The following is a 12,584-nucleotide window of genomic DNA, read 5'->3' as shown; positions in this document are numbered from 1 at the left end:
CCAGGACGGACCGGGTTCTCGGAGTGCCGATTTCCGGGGAGAGCGGCATGGCGGATTGCAGCGGTCGGAATGAGGGCGGCGGCGGACGGGAAAGGGACTTCGGTCCCAACGGGAGCGGCGGTCAATCGGCCGAATTCAACCAGGTGTTCACGGATCTGCTGCCCAGACTCCAGCAGGCGGCGGCCTCGCTCGCCGGCGGTCCGGCCGGTGCGGGGGACGTCGTCCACGACGCGTACCTCAGGATCGCCCGTCGGCCGGAGCGCTTCCTCGGCCATCCACAGCCGTACGCCTACGCGTTCACCACGATGGTCAACATCCTGCGCGACCAGTGGCGCCGGGAGCGCCGACGGGTGTCGATGCCCGAGGTGCCGGAGACGGGCGACATCGGCGAGCGGGACCGGGGGCTGCCCGACCTCCGGGCCGGTGGGATGGCCGAGTTGCAGGCGCGGTGGGAGGTGATGCGGCTGCTCGGCTTCCTGACCGTCAAGCAGGCCCGTGCGGTGGTGCTGGTCGACCTCGACGGCTACAGCGTCGACGAGGCCGCCGAGCTGCTCGGGCTGCACCGCAGCACGCTGGCGGTCACCCGGCGCCGCGCCCACGGTCGGCTGCGCGCCGTCGTCCAGCGGGAGCGCGAGCGTGACGGGGAGTGCGGTCGGGAGCGCGATCGGGAACACGCGCGGGAGCGGGAGCGGAGCTGAGGGCGCGGCGGCGGGCGGGCGACCGCCGCGCCACCCCGACGCACCGAACCATCGGCAAGTCGGCTCGGGCGCTGCCCCGGCCCGTACCCTGCGAATCGTGATCACGTACGAGGACGGCGGCCTGCGCGCACTGGCCGAGGACGGCCGCTGGCCCGAGCTGCTCGCCGCCTACCGGCAGGGCCGCGCGGCTGCCGTGGCGGAGGCGGGGGAGGAGGCCGCGGCGGCGCTGACGGCTCCGCTCGGCCACCTGATCGCCTACGCGGCGCCGCCCGAGCTGGCCGTCCGGCTGTTCGACCGGGAGGGTGGCGCGGGGACGGCCGCCGGGGTGGCCGATCATGACGCCGGTCCGCTCTGGGAGGTGCTGGCGACCAGGCACTCCTGGCTGCGGCTGGCCCCGCTGCTCGGTCCGGCCCCGGTGCGACGGCTGGTCGCACACACCAGGGCGCTGCTCGGCGAGGACCTCTCGCACCCGGCCGAGCCCGATCCGGAGGGCGTGCCACTGCGTCTGGAGCCGTGGGAGGCGGCGGGCTGGGGCGAGACGGCCCGGGTGCGGGAGTACCTGCCCGGCGGGGGCGCGCGCAGTGCGCTGCTGACCCTGCCGGCCAGCCGGGAGGGCCTGGGCGAGGTGGAACTGCCCCCGGCGGCGCAGCCGGGTGGCCGGCCGGCCGGACCGCGGGTCGCCCGGGCGCTGGCCGGGCTGGGCGCGCTCGCGCCGTGGGCGCAGACGGCCTGCGTCCGCGGCCAGGCCCCGGCGGCGGCCGCCCTGCTGGCCCGCGACCGGCGGGTGGTCGGAGGCTATCTGCCGTTCGCGCTCGCCTACCCGGCGCTGGTGCGGGCCGCCGCCGTGGGACGGTCGCGGGGCTGTGCGCACGGGAGGCTGGGGCTGTGGCGGGCGTTGGCGGCGGTGGCCGGGGCGGACGGTCAGGGCGGTGCGGGCAGTACGGGCGGTGCGAGCAGTACGGGCGGTGCGAGCAGTACGGACGGTGCGGGCGGGACGGACGGCGCGGATCGTGCGGGCGGGACGGACCGGGACGAGGTGAACGCGCTGGTGGCCCGGATGCGCTGCTTCACCTGGCAGGAACCGTCGGCCGGACTGCACCATCTGCACATCGCGCTGGAGGACCCGGCCAGTGGGGTGGCCTGGGTGGTCAGCGGCTCGCAGGAGTTGTGACGCGCCGGCCGGACTGCCGCCGGACCGAAAGCCGGATCGAAAGCCGGACGGAAGCCGGGCGGAAAGACGAAACCCTGGTCCGGCGCCGATTCCGGGGGTTGGTGGGAGGCGCCGGACCAGGGAGTGAGGGGGTGCCGCCGGGCTCAGACGCCGACGGGGGAGGTCCCCTGAGGGGTTCCCTGCGGGGTTCCGTGGCCGGTTCCCTGGGCGGGGACGTCCTCCGGGGCGTCGGTCGTGGAGCCGTCCGCCGCGCCGGCGGGCGCACCGTGGGCGTCGACCAGCGTCAGTTCGTCGAACGGCAGCTCGCCGGCCAGCACCTGCCGGGCCCGTTCGGCGTCGAGCTCGCCGGTCCAGTGCCCGATGAGCACGGTCGCGACGGCGTTGCCCGCGAAGTTGGTGAGCGCGCGGGCCTCCGACATGAAGCGGTCGATGCCGACGATCAGTCCCACGCCGTCCACCAGTGCGGGCTTGTGCGACTGGAGTCCGCCCGCGAGGGTGGCCAGTCCGGCGCCGGTGACCCCGGCCGCGCCCTTGCTCGCGATCACCATGAAGACCAGCAGTGAGAGCTGCTCGCCGAGCGACATCGGCTTGTCCATCGCCTCGGAGATGAAGATCGAGGCCATGGTCAGGTAGATGGCGGTGCCGTCGAGGTTGAAGCTGTAGCCGGTCGGCACGGTGATGCCGACGACGGGGCGGCTGACGCCCAGGTGCTCCATCTTGGCGATCAGGCGGGGCAGCGCGCTCTCGGACGAGGAGGTGGAGAGGATCAGCAGGAACTCGCGGCCGAGGTACTTCAGCAGCGCGAAGACGTTGACCCCGGCGACCAGGCGCAGCAGCGTGCCCAGCACCACGACGACGAACAGCACGCAGGTGACGTAGAAGCCGATCATGATGACGGCCAGGCTCTTCAGCGCGGCGGTGCCGGTGGCGCCGACGACGGCGGCCATCGCCCCGAAGGCGCCGATCGGCGCGACCCACATGATCATCGACATGACCCGGAAGACCAGGCGCTGCACGTGCTCGATCCCGCGCAGCACCGGCGCGCCGGCCGCGCCCATCGCCTGCAACGCGAAGCCGGTGAACAGGGCGACCAGCAGGGTCTGGAGGACCTTGCCCTGGGTGAGGGCGGAGAACAGGGTCTCGGGGATCATCCCGAGCAGGAAGTCGGTGGTCGACTGGGCGCCGCCGGCGGCCGCCTGGGCGTGGCCGGACTTGGCGAGCGCGGCGGTCAGGTGCAGGCCGCCGCCGGGCTCCAGGAGGTTGCCGACGACCATGCCGATGGCCAGCGCGACGGTCGACATGGCGAGGAAGTAGCCGATGGCGAGGCCGCCGACCTTGCCGACCTTCGCGGCCTTGGTCACCGAGCCGATGCCCAGGACGATGGTGCAGAAGATCACCGGGCTGATCATCATCTTGATCAGGTTGACGAAGCCCGTGCCGACCGGCTTCAGCTCCACGGCGAACCCTGGGGCGGCCAGACCGACCACGACGCCCGCGACCACCGCGGCGATCACCGCGATGTAGAGGTAGTGGGTCCGGTCCTTGCGTCTGGGTCCCGCCGCCGGGGCGGCTCCAGCGATCGACATCTGCGGCTCCCTTGCCGTGCAGTCCTGGTGGCCCCGGGGGATGGGCCGCTCCGACTATGGGCCCCGAAGTGACGGACGAGACATTTGGCTTGTGCCCATAGTCACGCGCTGACATACCTGCAGGTGGGGAGCCTAGTCTTCGTGCCTGTCGGAAGATGCGAGGTCGTCAACGAGCTGCAGGGTGTCAGCCAAGGCGGCGCGGACGCGCTCAAACTCCAGTGCCAGCCGCGGTCGGCTGACGGTCAGTAGGTCGATCTTGCGCGCCCGGTCGAGGTCGGCCTCGGCCATGCGGTAGCGGGCGGCGTGCTCGGGCGCGAGGTGGGGTGTGTCGCTGGTCATCGTCTCACTGGGGTCTGGTGGTTCGGGAGCGGCGGGCGGCAGGGCGAAGCTGTCGCGTATGCCGGTAGGGGTGACCCAGCGGACTAAGTGGGAGGGGGGCGTGACGGTGCGGGCGAGGGTGGGCATGGTGCACTCCGGGTGGGAATCCCCCCAGGATTCAAATTCGAACAAATCATAGCGAACAGGAGTTCGTACGATTTGACCCTGGTCAGGGGCAGACTTTTGATCATGGACTAGCCAGCGTCGGAGGGTGATCCCCCCTCCGACGCCAGACCAGGCGTACCTTGACCAGCAGCGACGCGACACGGGCCGTCGGATCCGGCAGGCACGGCAGCTCCAGCGCCTCACGCAGGAGGGCCTGGCGGAACGCTCGGGGCTGCACCGCAAGACGGTGTCGAAGATCGAGCTGGGCGAGGCCGGGCTTACGCACGATCACCTAGTGCGAATCGCTCACGGCCTCGGGCTGCCGATTTGGCGGCTGTTCTGGGACGAGTAGGCCGGCCGCACGCCGGTGCGGCCGGCCGGGAGTCGCTGCTGAGGTTCAGCAGCGAAGCGGACTCGCAGTCCGGACGTCGTACAGCGGCTCAGGCACGTAGCCGTTGTACGGCAGCAGGTAGCCGCACATCGGGCACTGCCAGTACGCCCCGTTGACGTACATGGCCACGCCGCATCCTGCGGGACAGGGCACTACTGATCACCTCCCTCCTCCTCCGGTTCCGACAGCTGGAGGATCCTCCGGCCGAATCGAGCGGCCTCTTCCCGGGGGAGGGCAGCCGCGACCTGGTCGATATGAACGATCACCAGGTCCATGGGGGCGACGCTCACGAAGAACGTTTCCCCGTGCAGCCCGTAAAACTTCTCCACCACACCAACACGCGGGTCATCCGGCTCCGGGTCCATAGGCCTTTTCCTTCCGTGGATCGGGGGCGTGTGCCCCCTGGGGCAACGAGGCTATCGACGGGTCAGTCACAAGGCAGGACCGTTGGGCGCATCGACGCCGGGCCGCCGTCCGGGCTGCACGGGTTTCGGCGGCGGACAGTGTTCGACAGCCGCCGTGTGTGCAGTGAGGTCCCCCAGGACCCGTCCCTCTTCCCAGCCTCCGCAGACAGGGCAGATGCCCCACTCGACTGGGCCGTCTTCGACAGAGCCGTCCTCGGCGGTGGTCACTCGGCCGTGTCCGCGGACGGGGCCTGCTGCGTGGGGCGGGCCTGTTCGGCTGGGGCGGGCTGGCTGGCGGTCTCGCGGGTCTGGCTGGTGCGGTCGCACATCTCCCGCACCCCGCGGAGGGCGGCGTACCACTCCTCGCTTTGCGGGTTGAACTGTGGCATCAGCAGTGCGCTTCCAGGCTCGCGGCGTACCGCGGGCATGCCGAGCACACGCCCACGGCGTAGGCGAGCCCGTCGTCCTCGACGTGCCCGGCGTTGGTCAACCGACCCGTACTACCGCAGGCGACGCAGGCGGTGCCGGATCGCTGGGCCGGGGTCAGCCTGGCGCCGGAGCGTGGGGCGACCACCCGCACGCTGTCGCCGAGGTAGCCGGAGGCGGCGTCCTGCAGGTCGTGACGGCGGGCGAGTTCCTGGGGCGTGCGGGTGAGTGTGGGGGCCATCGTCTCTCCTCGGTGTAGGTCCCGATACAGAGAGTGTCGGCCGCGCGAAGGCCCCGAACTATCACAGTCTGGTGATAGTCCGGGGCCAATGTGTGATAGTCAGTCAGATGCCAACCCAGTGGGCGAGGTTGACCAACGTGCCAGGAGTGGCCCGCCGTGCCGACAGCAGCCCGGCGACGGTCTCACGCACCATGGGCTGATACCGGGTCTGCTGCGGCGCCACCTCCCGCGCACGCTGCAGCGTTTGCTGGGCCTGGTCGGTTCGGCCGGTCCACAGCTGTGCGCGGGCAACTTCTGCGAGGTGCGCGGCCACCCGCGACGCAGGCCAGTCCGCGGGAATCGCCAGCCCGGCGGCGGCCTGAAGGGCCTCGGCGTACTGACACTGCTCGGCCAGCACAGCAACCTGATGGGTCGCAACGTTGGTCGGGCCGAAGCTCAGCCAGTGCACCCTGCCAGCTTCACCCGTTGCCGCGGCCGTGCGGGAGGCCTCCGCGATGTGGCTGGCCGCGATGTCCCCGTCCCCCGCTCGGGCGGCGAGAACCGCGGCGCCGAGGTGTAGTTGGCCGGTGACGACGTTGCGCGTGCGCCCGGGCTCACCCTGTTCGAGAGTTTCCAGTCCGACCGTGACGAGTCGCTGGCCCATCCGGTACTGACCGGCCCGGAGGTAGACCAGCGACCGGAGGTACTGCCGCATGCCTGCAAGGACCGGGTCCGAGGCGCGCTGGGCGGCCCAGTCGAGGCGGTCGAGGGCGACCACGCACAAGTCGGGGTAGCCCAGCTTCGTGGTGATGTCGTAGGCGGTGCGGTAGGTGCTGGCGAGCGTGCTCCAGGCCTCGGTGGTCTGAGCGATCCACGCCGCAGTGGTGGCTTCGGCGATCAGGTCCGGCAGACCAGCGGCGGCGTCCTTGAGCCGGCCGTCGCGCACCGCGGCGCACAACTGGTCGGCCTCCGCAGCAAGGGCCGGGATACCACGCGGGGTGACGTCCGGGTCGGCGCCGAGGTCGTACAGGTCAAGCGCCTCGCGGATCGGCTGGATGAGGCCGTCAAGCTCGTCTTGCTGGAGCTCGGTGAGGTAAGGCTGGCCGGTCAGGTCCGTCGTCTGTACGGACAAGGCCCGGGCGACGGCGGCCACGACAGCCGCGGTGGCGGGGCGGGCGCCCTGTTCGACCTTGGCCATCATGCTGATGGAGAGGTGAGCGCGGTCGGCCAGCTCCTGCTGGGTCAGCCGACGCAATTTTCTGTACCTCGCGATGCGGGCGCCGATGTGCTCGGGGGTGTTGGAGGGCATACTGGGCTCCGTTCGTAGCGACCACTGCGGACGATACCCGCTGTAGGTGGCGGGCAGCCGTCGGCGGCGGAGTCCAGCACTCCGCCGCCGCTTGCTGTTTGATGACCGCATGGACTCCTGGGACACGGTCGAGCTGCACGGTGGCCCGCTGGACGGCGAGTGCGCCGTCGTCGACCCTGACGACCCCGACCCCGGTACCGCCCTCACCAGCCCCCACAGTGCCTACGGGCCCGCCGGCCGGTTCTGGTACGCGCCGGACGAGCACGGCGTGTGGCGGTGGATCGGCGACACGCCCTGAGACGCTGCCTACTCCCCGGGCCCCACCGCGCGAAGTGCCTCCGCCAGCAGGACGTCCAGGAGGGCGCACACCCCCTCGTCAGCGTCGTGAAGCGCGCGCTCGATCGCATCCTCGACTCGGGCCCGAGGCGCCGGTGCGAGGCTTTCGGCGGCGACCGCCATACGGCCGAGGTGCATGGCCAGGGCTGGTGACAGATCGGTCATGCCGCCCATAGTGGCGCGCGTCGACGGTCGGTCGGGTCGGAACACACGAACCGCCCCCGCCCTCCCGAAGGAGAGCGGGGGCGTCGTTGTTCAGCGGGCGAGCATCTGGGCCAGCGCACCGCCGCCAGTGCCGAGCACCACAGCCGCACCCACAGCCATCCAGACCCTGACCTCGAGGCCCCGGATGCGCTGCTCGTGGTCGGCGATCGTCTCCCGGTGCTCGCGCTGGTCGCCGAGGATCTGATCGATCTTGCCTTCCATCCGGATCTGGCCGTCCGCGATGCGCCTCACCTCCGCTAGGGTCTGGGCCGGGCTGATGTACACCCCGGCGTCCGGGGCAGGGCTGGTCACTGGCGACTCCGGCCGAGCAGGGCGGCGCTGTTCGGGTCACCGATGAGCGTGGCGACCGCGCTCTTCAGCACCGTCAGCGCGGCCGGCAGCGCCGCCACCGCCGCCGCACGCAACGTGCCGACCGAGGCCAGGTCCACCCCGTCAGCCAGCAGCAGACCGAGGAACGCCACCGCATACGTCGCCACCGTGCGCTCGACCAGGTCCAGGACGAACTTCCGCATGGTCAGGACTCCTTCGAGGCAAGCTTGGTCGCGAGCTGGTTGACGGTGGTGGTCAGCGCCTGCACCATGGCGGTGAGCTGGTTGATCTTGCTGTCCGCCTCCTTGGCACCGTTGAAGGCCTCGACCAGGCTCGGCCGGTAGCCGTTGGGCAGGGCCGCGAAGTCGGGCATCGGCGAGGCCAGCACCGACGACAGCACCGACTTCACGATGTCCGGCAGGTCAGCGCGGAGCTGGTCGACCTTGTCGTTCGCCTCGCAGGCACCGCGCAGCAGCTCCGCGAGGTTCGGCACGTAGCCGTTGGCCAGGGATGCCTGAGGCACCCGCCAGTTGAACAGTTCGTCGGGGGTCACGGTCATGTCGATGTCCTCCTGGACGGGGGTGGGGGCCGGCGCCGGGTCGGGGCCGGGCCAGCGGTATGAGGTCTGGGGGCGGCCGCCGCGCGGGTCGCGGGGGTCGGCGGTCGGCGGGCAGCCGTCCGGGAAGACCGGGGCGAAGTAGCCGACGATGCGGCTCGACCTGCGGGCCGTGGCGTGCGACCAGACGCCGTTCCCCTGACCGGCGTCCGTCGAGCCCGCCTGAACGCTGTTGCCGCCCTTGGTGTAGACGTTGGCCGAGTCGAAGCCGACGACCAGCTCGGTGTGGCCGTTGCCGAAGTTGGCCCAGGCGCCGATCGACGGGTACTCCGACCACTGGCCGCGCTGGCGCGCCCAGTTGCTGAAGGTGACCACGTTGTCGACCCGCGGCACGATCCCGGCGAGGCCCACGTCGTCGTACATGCACCAGTCCCAGATCACGCACCACGGGACGCCGGGCTCGCCGAAGCGCTCGCCCCACGGGTTGTCGTTGTTGTAGCCCTCGGCCCGGGACCAGCCCTCGTACACCTGCTCGGGGACGGCCATCACATGGTCGAGCAGGCGCTTCCACTGCGGGGTCATGGTGGTCGCCTCCTAAGTGAGTGGGACGTCGTCGCTGACGCACGTCACCGTGAAGCTGGTGTAGTGGCGCATCACGACCTGGTAGCCGGCCGCGGCCAGCGCGGCACCGACCTGCCTCGGGTGCCGCAGGCCCCCGGTGTAGGTGCCGGTCTGGTGCGGCCAGCCCGGGATGTCCTCGTCCGACGAGAGGCCGTAGATGGTCCACTCGCCCGGGTCCGCGGACACGCGCTGCACGGCCAGCAGCCACAGCTCGACCGGGATTTGCGGCTGCCCGGCCGACGCGGCCGAGGGTTGGCCGGCACGACCGGCGAGGAACTCGCCGCTGGCGAACGGCGTCATCCGCTCGGCGAGTTGCTCGGGGCTGTCGGCCCTGACGGTGTTGACGAGACGCAACGGTGCTCCTGATCAGTCGATGGCGGAGATGAGTTGGACTTGGGCGCCGACCGTGCCGGCACCGGACGTGCGGACCGCCTCCACGGCGATGAGGTACTGGGCCCCGATCGGGGCGGACGGCGGGAGGGCGGCGGTGACGTCGAGGGCCGTCCCGGCAGGGACCGGGAGGCCGAGCTGGATGCCGTTGGCTGTGACTCGGACGTTGCCGGTGGAGCCGCTGGTCACCGTCGTCGCGACCATCACCCGGACCCTGCGCTTCCAGGCGATGTTGTAGCAGCGGGCCACCGCCGCGTACGACGTGCTGGCGGTCTGCGGCCACTTAGTTGAGTCCACGTCCTGCGGCGCGAGCAGGGCGGCCGCCGCACTCATGTCGGGCTGCTGGGCCCGCAGTTGGGCCAGGGCGGACTCCAGCTCTGCGAGCCGGCGGGTTATCCATGTCGGGTCGCGGGGCAACTGGTTGAGACGGGTACTGCTCATGCATCCTCCAGGAGGATCGGGGACACCCGGTCGGCCGCGGGGTTGAGCTCCCAGGCGTACGCCCGGGCGACGACCTCGGCTCCGGTCGGGTGTCGGGGCGACTCGGCGACGGAGATGCGCACGCTGTCGCCGAGCCCCCACTCCGTGCCGAGCCGCGGGGCCCTGCTCGCGACCGCGGTGACCGTCCACGCCCGGCTGCCGGTGCCCATCAGCGCGAGGTCCTCCGCCGCGTGCCGCTCCAGCTGGGCCGTGTCCGTGATGCCCTGGGCGGGCGTGGCCCGGTGTTCCCACAGCGGCCAGCCGGCGGCCAGCAGGTCGGTCGCGGTGTGGGTGCTGCTGGTGGCGCGGACGCCGTCGGCCCGGTCGCCGCGGGCGATCACCGAAGTGGCACCGCGCCCCCGCTCGTACGACTCGGTCAGCGTGTACTCGCTGATGCAGCCCGGCAGATCGAAGACCGGCTCCGGCATCGGGTCGACCACGCCGATCGTCGGCCGGATCCGGAGTACGAGCTGCACGCGGGTCTGGGCGGCGTCCGCCCACACGGTGTCGAGCGTCCACTCGGGGCCGCCCTGCATGGCGCTGATCTCCTGCAGGTAGGAGAGGATCGGCCGGTCGTCGGCGTCGGCCGCGGTGTAGTCGATCAGGGTGCCGGAGGCGGTGGTGTCCAGGACGATCGGCGGGCCGCCGGTCAGCGCCGGGGCGGCGAGGGCTGCCATCACGGCGACCTGGTCGGTTGCGGTGACGCTGTAGTCGCTGCCGAGGTAGCGGCCCTCCAGGTAGCACTCCGGGCTGGCCGCGCCGATCTGCAGGACGGGCCCGGACCCGCCCGTCCTCGGCTTGGGCACCCCGGTCCACACCGGTACGCCGGTTGCCGTGTCGACCCCGACGAGCATCGTCCGGCCCGGGTCCGTCGCCGCCTCCCAGCCCGCGGGGGCGCCGGCGAGCACCAGGTCCAGCTGGGCGCTGGTGACCGCACCCATCCGCCGCGACAGCCCGCCCGACGGCGCCAACGACCGCAGCTCCTCCGCGATCGCTCCCGTGCGCAGGTCCACGCCCAGCCAGGTGAGTTCGACGGCCGCCACTCAGCTCGCCGCCTCGTAGTCGATGTTCCAGTGCAGCCGCGTGTTGGAGCTGGCGGCGACCGGCACCGTGTTGGAGATGTTGCCGGTGCTCGCGCTGGTCGCAGAGGTCTTGACGATGAATCCGGCCGTGAAAGCACCGGAGGTGATCTGGGTTTCGCCCTGGTACTCGTTGTCACCAGCGTTGACGTAGTCGGCCACGCCCAGCTGCAGGATCCCCGTCGACGCGGCCTGAACGGGCAGGCTCAGGCTCCAGATCCCCGTGCCGCCGTTGCTCGTTGAGCCGAGGATGAGGGTCCCCATCCACGAGATCTTCCGGCCGACCCGCGCCCACCGGCTGAGCAGGGTGCCGTTGCCGAGCGAGGGGTTCGTGACGGATGCCGTCCACGCGGGCGTGACGTTGGTGTAGTCGCCCTGTGCTGCCCAGTTGACCCCGTTCCAGTACTCGGGCTGCATGCGCAGGGTGTTGAACCTGGCCTGACCGGAGTACGACCCGGCGATCGCAATGTCTGCCGCGCTGGAGACCGGCAGGATGCCGCCGGGTGCGACGGTCAGCTGCCGGACCGCGCTGGAGACGGTGGCCGCGCCGGTGCCGCCACCGCCCGTGGACGGCACCGTGATCGTGGCCAGCGGCACGTAGATCTCGGTCGGGGCCGGGGTCGGGGCCGACGGCGTCGCGGACGCCGTGCCGGGCAGCAGCACCGTGTCCGCCTTGCGTTGGCCGCTGCCGTCCACGCTGGTGTCCCACACCCGCAGGTAGACCAGGTCGATCCTGGACCACGTGGTGTGAGCGGCCGCGAGCGTGCCGGGAGTCGTGGCCGGCATCTGGGCCCGGTAGACACCCTGGCCCGGCCGGTACAGCGAAGCGGTGCCGGCGGAGACGTTGACGGCCGCGCCGGACAGCGTGACGGCGAGGCCCGGGTCGCCCGGGCGGATGCCGGGCCGCGAGCCCAGCGCCGTGCCGTCGGCCATGAGCAACGCCGAGTCCATCTTGCGGAGCTCGTCCTCGGTGTAGCCCAGCGTCGGGAGCCACAGGGGATCGGTAGGCACGGGGGCTCCTCTACATCCAGGCCGAGCGCATGCTGGCGGTCATCAGGGCAGTGGGGTCGGAGCCGGTGGAGCTCCACGCGAAGGTGACGGTCTGTCGGGGCGGGACCTCGGGCCACTGCCCGGACATGTACCGGCGGCGGCTGCCGGTCCCGTTGAGGAGGACAGAGTGCGCGTCGGTGTCGATCGCGAGCAGGTCGCCCGCGCCGAGGGTGTCTGAGTAGATGAGCTGTCGGACGGTGCTGTCGGGGTACTGCGCGGTCAGCGTGAACCCTGGCAGCGGGCCGGTGATCACGAAGAGCGGCCGGGCGCCGATCGACCCGGCGTTGGTCAGCGTCACCGTGCCGGAGCTGCTGCCGGCCGGGATCGTCAGCGGCAGCGTGATCGGCAGGGTGACGCCGCTGCCGGCCGCAGGCAGGCCGACGGACGCGGACTGCAGCGTGGTCGAGTACCGGCGCGGGTCGGCCGCGGTCAGCATCACGCTGTACCGGGCCACCCGGTCGGTCTCGTACTTCACCAGCGGCGCGCCGCTGCGGCGCACAGTGACTTGCTTGGGGGCGGTCTCGGCGACGGTCAGCAGGGTGTCGGTCAGACTGGCCGCCGCGTCCAACTGATCGACGGCCGCGTCCAGCGTCGCCAGGTCAGGGGCGGCAATCGTGCCCGCCACGGTGATGACCCGCGTACCGAGGTACGTCTTCCCGGCCCACGCACCGTGATCCGCCTCCCGGTCCGAGTACTGGCTGCGGACCCCGGCCCCGGACCAGCCCTCCAGGCCGTCCTTGGCTACGGTCCAGGCGACCCCGGCCGCGTCGACCTGGCCCAACTGCAGCGTGCCGAGTGTGACCTGGCGGCCGAGCACCAGGCCCGGAGGGTACCCAGCCACAGGCCAACC

General features: G+C 71.8%; 20 protein-coding genes. 4 read left to right on the top strand and 16 right to left on the bottom strand.

The window, feature by feature from the left end:
* Positions 1-143 precede the first annotated feature (143 nt).
* On the top strand, positions 144-698 hold the full coding sequence (locus ACFVHV_RS06890; RefSeq protein WP_380349322.1) for an RNA polymerase sigma factor: 555 nt from the start codon (positions 144-146) through the stop codon (positions 696-698).
* Between the two features lie 97 nt (positions 699-795).
* Positions 796-1,869, top strand: coding sequence for a hypothetical protein (locus tag ACFVHV_RS06885; RefSeq protein WP_380349320.1), 1,074 nt, complete (start codon positions 796-798; stop codon positions 1,867-1,869).
* Between the two features lie 143 nt (positions 1,870-2,012).
* On the opposite strand, the gene ACFVHV_RS06880 is transcribed toward ACFVHV_RS06885, so the two are convergent.
* Together ACFVHV_RS06880 and ACFVHV_RS06875 are read right to left on the bottom strand one after the other, a co-directional pair.
* A complete protein-coding gene (locus tag ACFVHV_RS06880) occupies positions 2,013-3,455 on the bottom strand; it encodes a cation:dicarboxylate symporter family transporter (RefSeq protein WP_380349318.1) in 1,443 nt (480 codons plus the stop codon).
* Between the two features lie 132 nt (positions 3,456-3,587).
* The gene (locus ACFVHV_RS06875) at positions 3,588-3,794 is read right to left on the bottom strand and encodes a hypothetical protein (RefSeq protein ID WP_380349316.1); all 207 of its coding nucleotides are present in this window, start codon (positions 3,792-3,794) and stop codon (positions 3,588-3,590) included.
* A 250-nt stretch (positions 3,795-4,044) separates the two neighbouring features.
* Here ACFVHV_RS06875 and ACFVHV_RS06870 point away from each other — a divergent pair, with 250 nt between their 5' ends.
* Positions 4,045-4,290 (top strand): helix-turn-helix domain-containing protein, encoded by a 246-nt coding sequence (locus tag ACFVHV_RS06870; protein WP_380349314.1) that lies wholly within the window; start codon positions 4,045-4,047, stop codon positions 4,288-4,290.
* Between the two features lie 45 nt (positions 4,291-4,335).
* Here ACFVHV_RS06870 and ACFVHV_RS06865 read toward each other — a convergent pair whose 3' ends face one another.
* The 5 genes from ACFVHV_RS06865 to ACFVHV_RS06845 form a co-directional block, all read right to left on the bottom strand.
* Entirely contained in the window at positions 4,336-4,458 is a 123-nt protein-coding gene (locus tag ACFVHV_RS06865; RefSeq protein WP_380349312.1) for a hypothetical protein, read from the bottom strand.
* Positions 4,459-4,481: 23 nt separating this feature from the next.
* Positions 4,482-4,694: a hypothetical protein gene (locus ACFVHV_RS06860; RefSeq protein WP_380349310.1), complete on the bottom strand. Its 213-nt coding sequence runs from the start codon at positions 4,692-4,694 to the stop codon at positions 4,482-4,484.
* A 263-nt stretch (positions 4,695-4,957) separates the two neighbouring features.
* A complete protein-coding gene (locus ACFVHV_RS06855) occupies positions 4,958-5,122 on the bottom strand; it encodes a hypothetical protein (RefSeq protein ID WP_380349308.1) in 165 nt (54 codons plus the stop codon).
* Positions 5,122-5,400: a hypothetical protein gene (locus ACFVHV_RS06850; RefSeq protein WP_380349306.1), complete on the bottom strand. Its 279-nt coding sequence runs from the start codon at positions 5,398-5,400 to the stop codon at positions 5,122-5,124. The genes ACFVHV_RS06855 and ACFVHV_RS06850 overlap by 1 nt, the downstream gene beginning before the upstream one ends.
* Positions 5,401-5,503: 103 nt before the next feature.
* Positions 5,504-6,688 carry a helix-turn-helix domain-containing protein gene (locus tag ACFVHV_RS06845; protein WP_380349304.1) on the bottom strand — a complete coding sequence of 395 codons (1,185 nt, stop codon included), beginning with the start codon at positions 6,686-6,688 and terminating at the stop codon, positions 5,504-5,506.
* 109 nt (positions 6,689-6,797) lie between these two features.
* Here ACFVHV_RS06845 and ACFVHV_RS06840 point away from each other — a divergent pair, with 109 nt between their 5' ends.
* Entirely contained in the window at positions 6,798-6,986 is a 189-nt protein-coding gene (locus tag ACFVHV_RS06840) for a hypothetical protein (protein ID WP_380349302.1), read from the top strand.
* An 8-nt stretch (positions 6,987-6,994) separates the two neighbouring features.
* Here ACFVHV_RS06840 and ACFVHV_RS06835 read toward each other — a convergent pair whose 3' ends face one another.
* The 9 genes from ACFVHV_RS06835 to ACFVHV_RS06795 all read right to left on the bottom strand — a co-directional run bounded on the left by ACFVHV_RS06835 (position 6,995) and on the right by ACFVHV_RS06795 (position 12,575).
* A complete protein-coding gene (locus ACFVHV_RS06835) occupies positions 6,995-7,189 on the bottom strand; it encodes a hypothetical protein (protein WP_380349300.1) in 195 nt (64 codons plus the stop codon).
* 90 nt (positions 7,190-7,279) lie between these two features.
* Positions 7,280-7,480, bottom strand: coding sequence for a hypothetical protein (locus ACFVHV_RS06830; RefSeq protein ID WP_380349298.1), 201 nt, complete (start codon positions 7,478-7,480; stop codon positions 7,280-7,282).
* 56 nt (positions 7,481-7,536) lie between these two features.
* Positions 7,537-7,761: a holin gene (locus tag ACFVHV_RS06825; protein ID WP_380349296.1), complete on the bottom strand. Its 225-nt coding sequence runs from the start codon at positions 7,759-7,761 to the stop codon at positions 7,537-7,539.
* 2 nt (positions 7,762-7,763) lie between these two features.
* Entirely contained in the window at positions 7,764-8,696 is a 933-nt protein-coding gene (locus ACFVHV_RS06820; protein WP_380349294.1) for a hypothetical protein, read from the bottom strand.
* A gap of 12 nt (positions 8,697-8,708) precedes the next feature.
* Entirely contained in the window at positions 8,709-9,089 is a 381-nt protein-coding gene (locus ACFVHV_RS06815; protein WP_380349293.1) for a hypothetical protein, read from the bottom strand.
* A 12-nt stretch (positions 9,090-9,101) separates the two neighbouring features.
* On the bottom strand, positions 9,102-9,566 hold the full coding sequence (locus ACFVHV_RS06810) for a hypothetical protein (RefSeq protein WP_380349291.1): 465 nt from the start codon (positions 9,564-9,566) through the stop codon (positions 9,102-9,104).
* Positions 9,563-10,648 (bottom strand): hypothetical protein, encoded by a 1,086-nt coding sequence (locus ACFVHV_RS06805; protein WP_380349289.1) that lies wholly within the window; start codon positions 10,646-10,648, stop codon positions 9,563-9,565. Before ACFVHV_RS06805 ends, ACFVHV_RS06810 begins: the two co-directional genes overlap by 4 nt.
* A complete protein-coding gene (locus ACFVHV_RS06800; protein ID WP_380349288.1) occupies positions 10,649-11,695 on the bottom strand; it encodes a hypothetical protein in 1,047 nt (348 codons plus the stop codon). It lies immediately after the preceding gene.
* Positions 11,696-11,705: 10 nt separating this feature from the next.
* Positions 11,706-12,575 carry a hypothetical protein gene (locus ACFVHV_RS06795; RefSeq protein ID WP_380349286.1) on the bottom strand — a complete coding sequence of 290 codons (870 nt, stop codon included), beginning with the start codon at positions 12,573-12,575 and terminating at the stop codon, positions 11,706-11,708.
* Positions 12,576-12,584: the final 9 nt, after the last annotated feature.

The organism is Kitasatospora sp. NPDC127116, from assembly GCF_042677365.1.
Lineage (GTDB): Bacteria > Actinomycetota > Actinomycetes > Streptomycetales > Streptomycetaceae > Kitasatospora > Kitasatospora lactacystinica.
This window is presented reverse-complemented; position numbering and strand designations above follow the sequence as displayed.

Bases quoted from the DNA above. Each gene is read 5' to 3' on its own strand.
- ACFVHV_RS06880 (WP_380349318.1), bottom strand. From the start codon at position 3,455: ATGTCGATCGCTGGAGCCGCCCCGGCGGCGGGACCCAGACGCAAGGAC.
- ACFVHV_RS06875 (WP_380349316.1), bottom strand. From the start codon at position 3,794: ATGACCAGCGACACACCCCACCTCGCGCCCGAGCACGCCGCCCGCTAC.
- ACFVHV_RS06860 (WP_380349310.1), bottom strand. From the start codon at position 4,694: ATGGACCCGGAGCCGGATGACCCGCGTGTTGGTGTGGTGGAGAAGTTT.
- ACFVHV_RS06855 (WP_380349308.1), bottom strand. From the start codon at position 5,122: ATGCCACAGTTCAACCCGCAAAGCGAGGAGTGGTACGCCGCCCTCCGC.
- ACFVHV_RS06850 (WP_380349306.1), bottom strand. From the start codon at position 5,400: ATGGCCCCCACACTCACCCGCACGCCCCAGGAACTCGCCCGCCGTCAC.
- ACFVHV_RS06845 (WP_380349304.1), bottom strand. From the start codon at position 6,688: ATGCCCTCCAACACCCCCGAGCACATCGGCGCCCGCATCGCGAGGTAC.
- ACFVHV_RS06840 (WP_380349302.1), top strand. From the start codon at position 6,798: ATGGACTCCTGGGACACGGTCGAGCTGCACGGTGGCCCGCTGGACGGC.
- ACFVHV_RS06835 (WP_380349300.1), bottom strand. From the start codon at position 7,189: ATGACCGATCTGTCACCAGCCCTGGCCATGCACCTCGGCCGTATGGCG.
- ACFVHV_RS06825 (WP_380349296.1), bottom strand. From the start codon at position 7,761: ATGCGGAAGTTCGTCCTGGACCTGGTCGAGCGCACGGTGGCGACGTAT.
- ACFVHV_RS06820 (WP_380349294.1), bottom strand. From the start codon at position 8,696: ATGACCCCGCAGTGGAAGCGCCTGCTCGACCATGTGATGGCCGTCCCC.
- ACFVHV_RS06810 (WP_380349291.1), bottom strand. From the start codon at position 9,566: ATGAGCAGTACCCGTCTCAACCAGTTGCCCCGCGACCCGACATGGATA.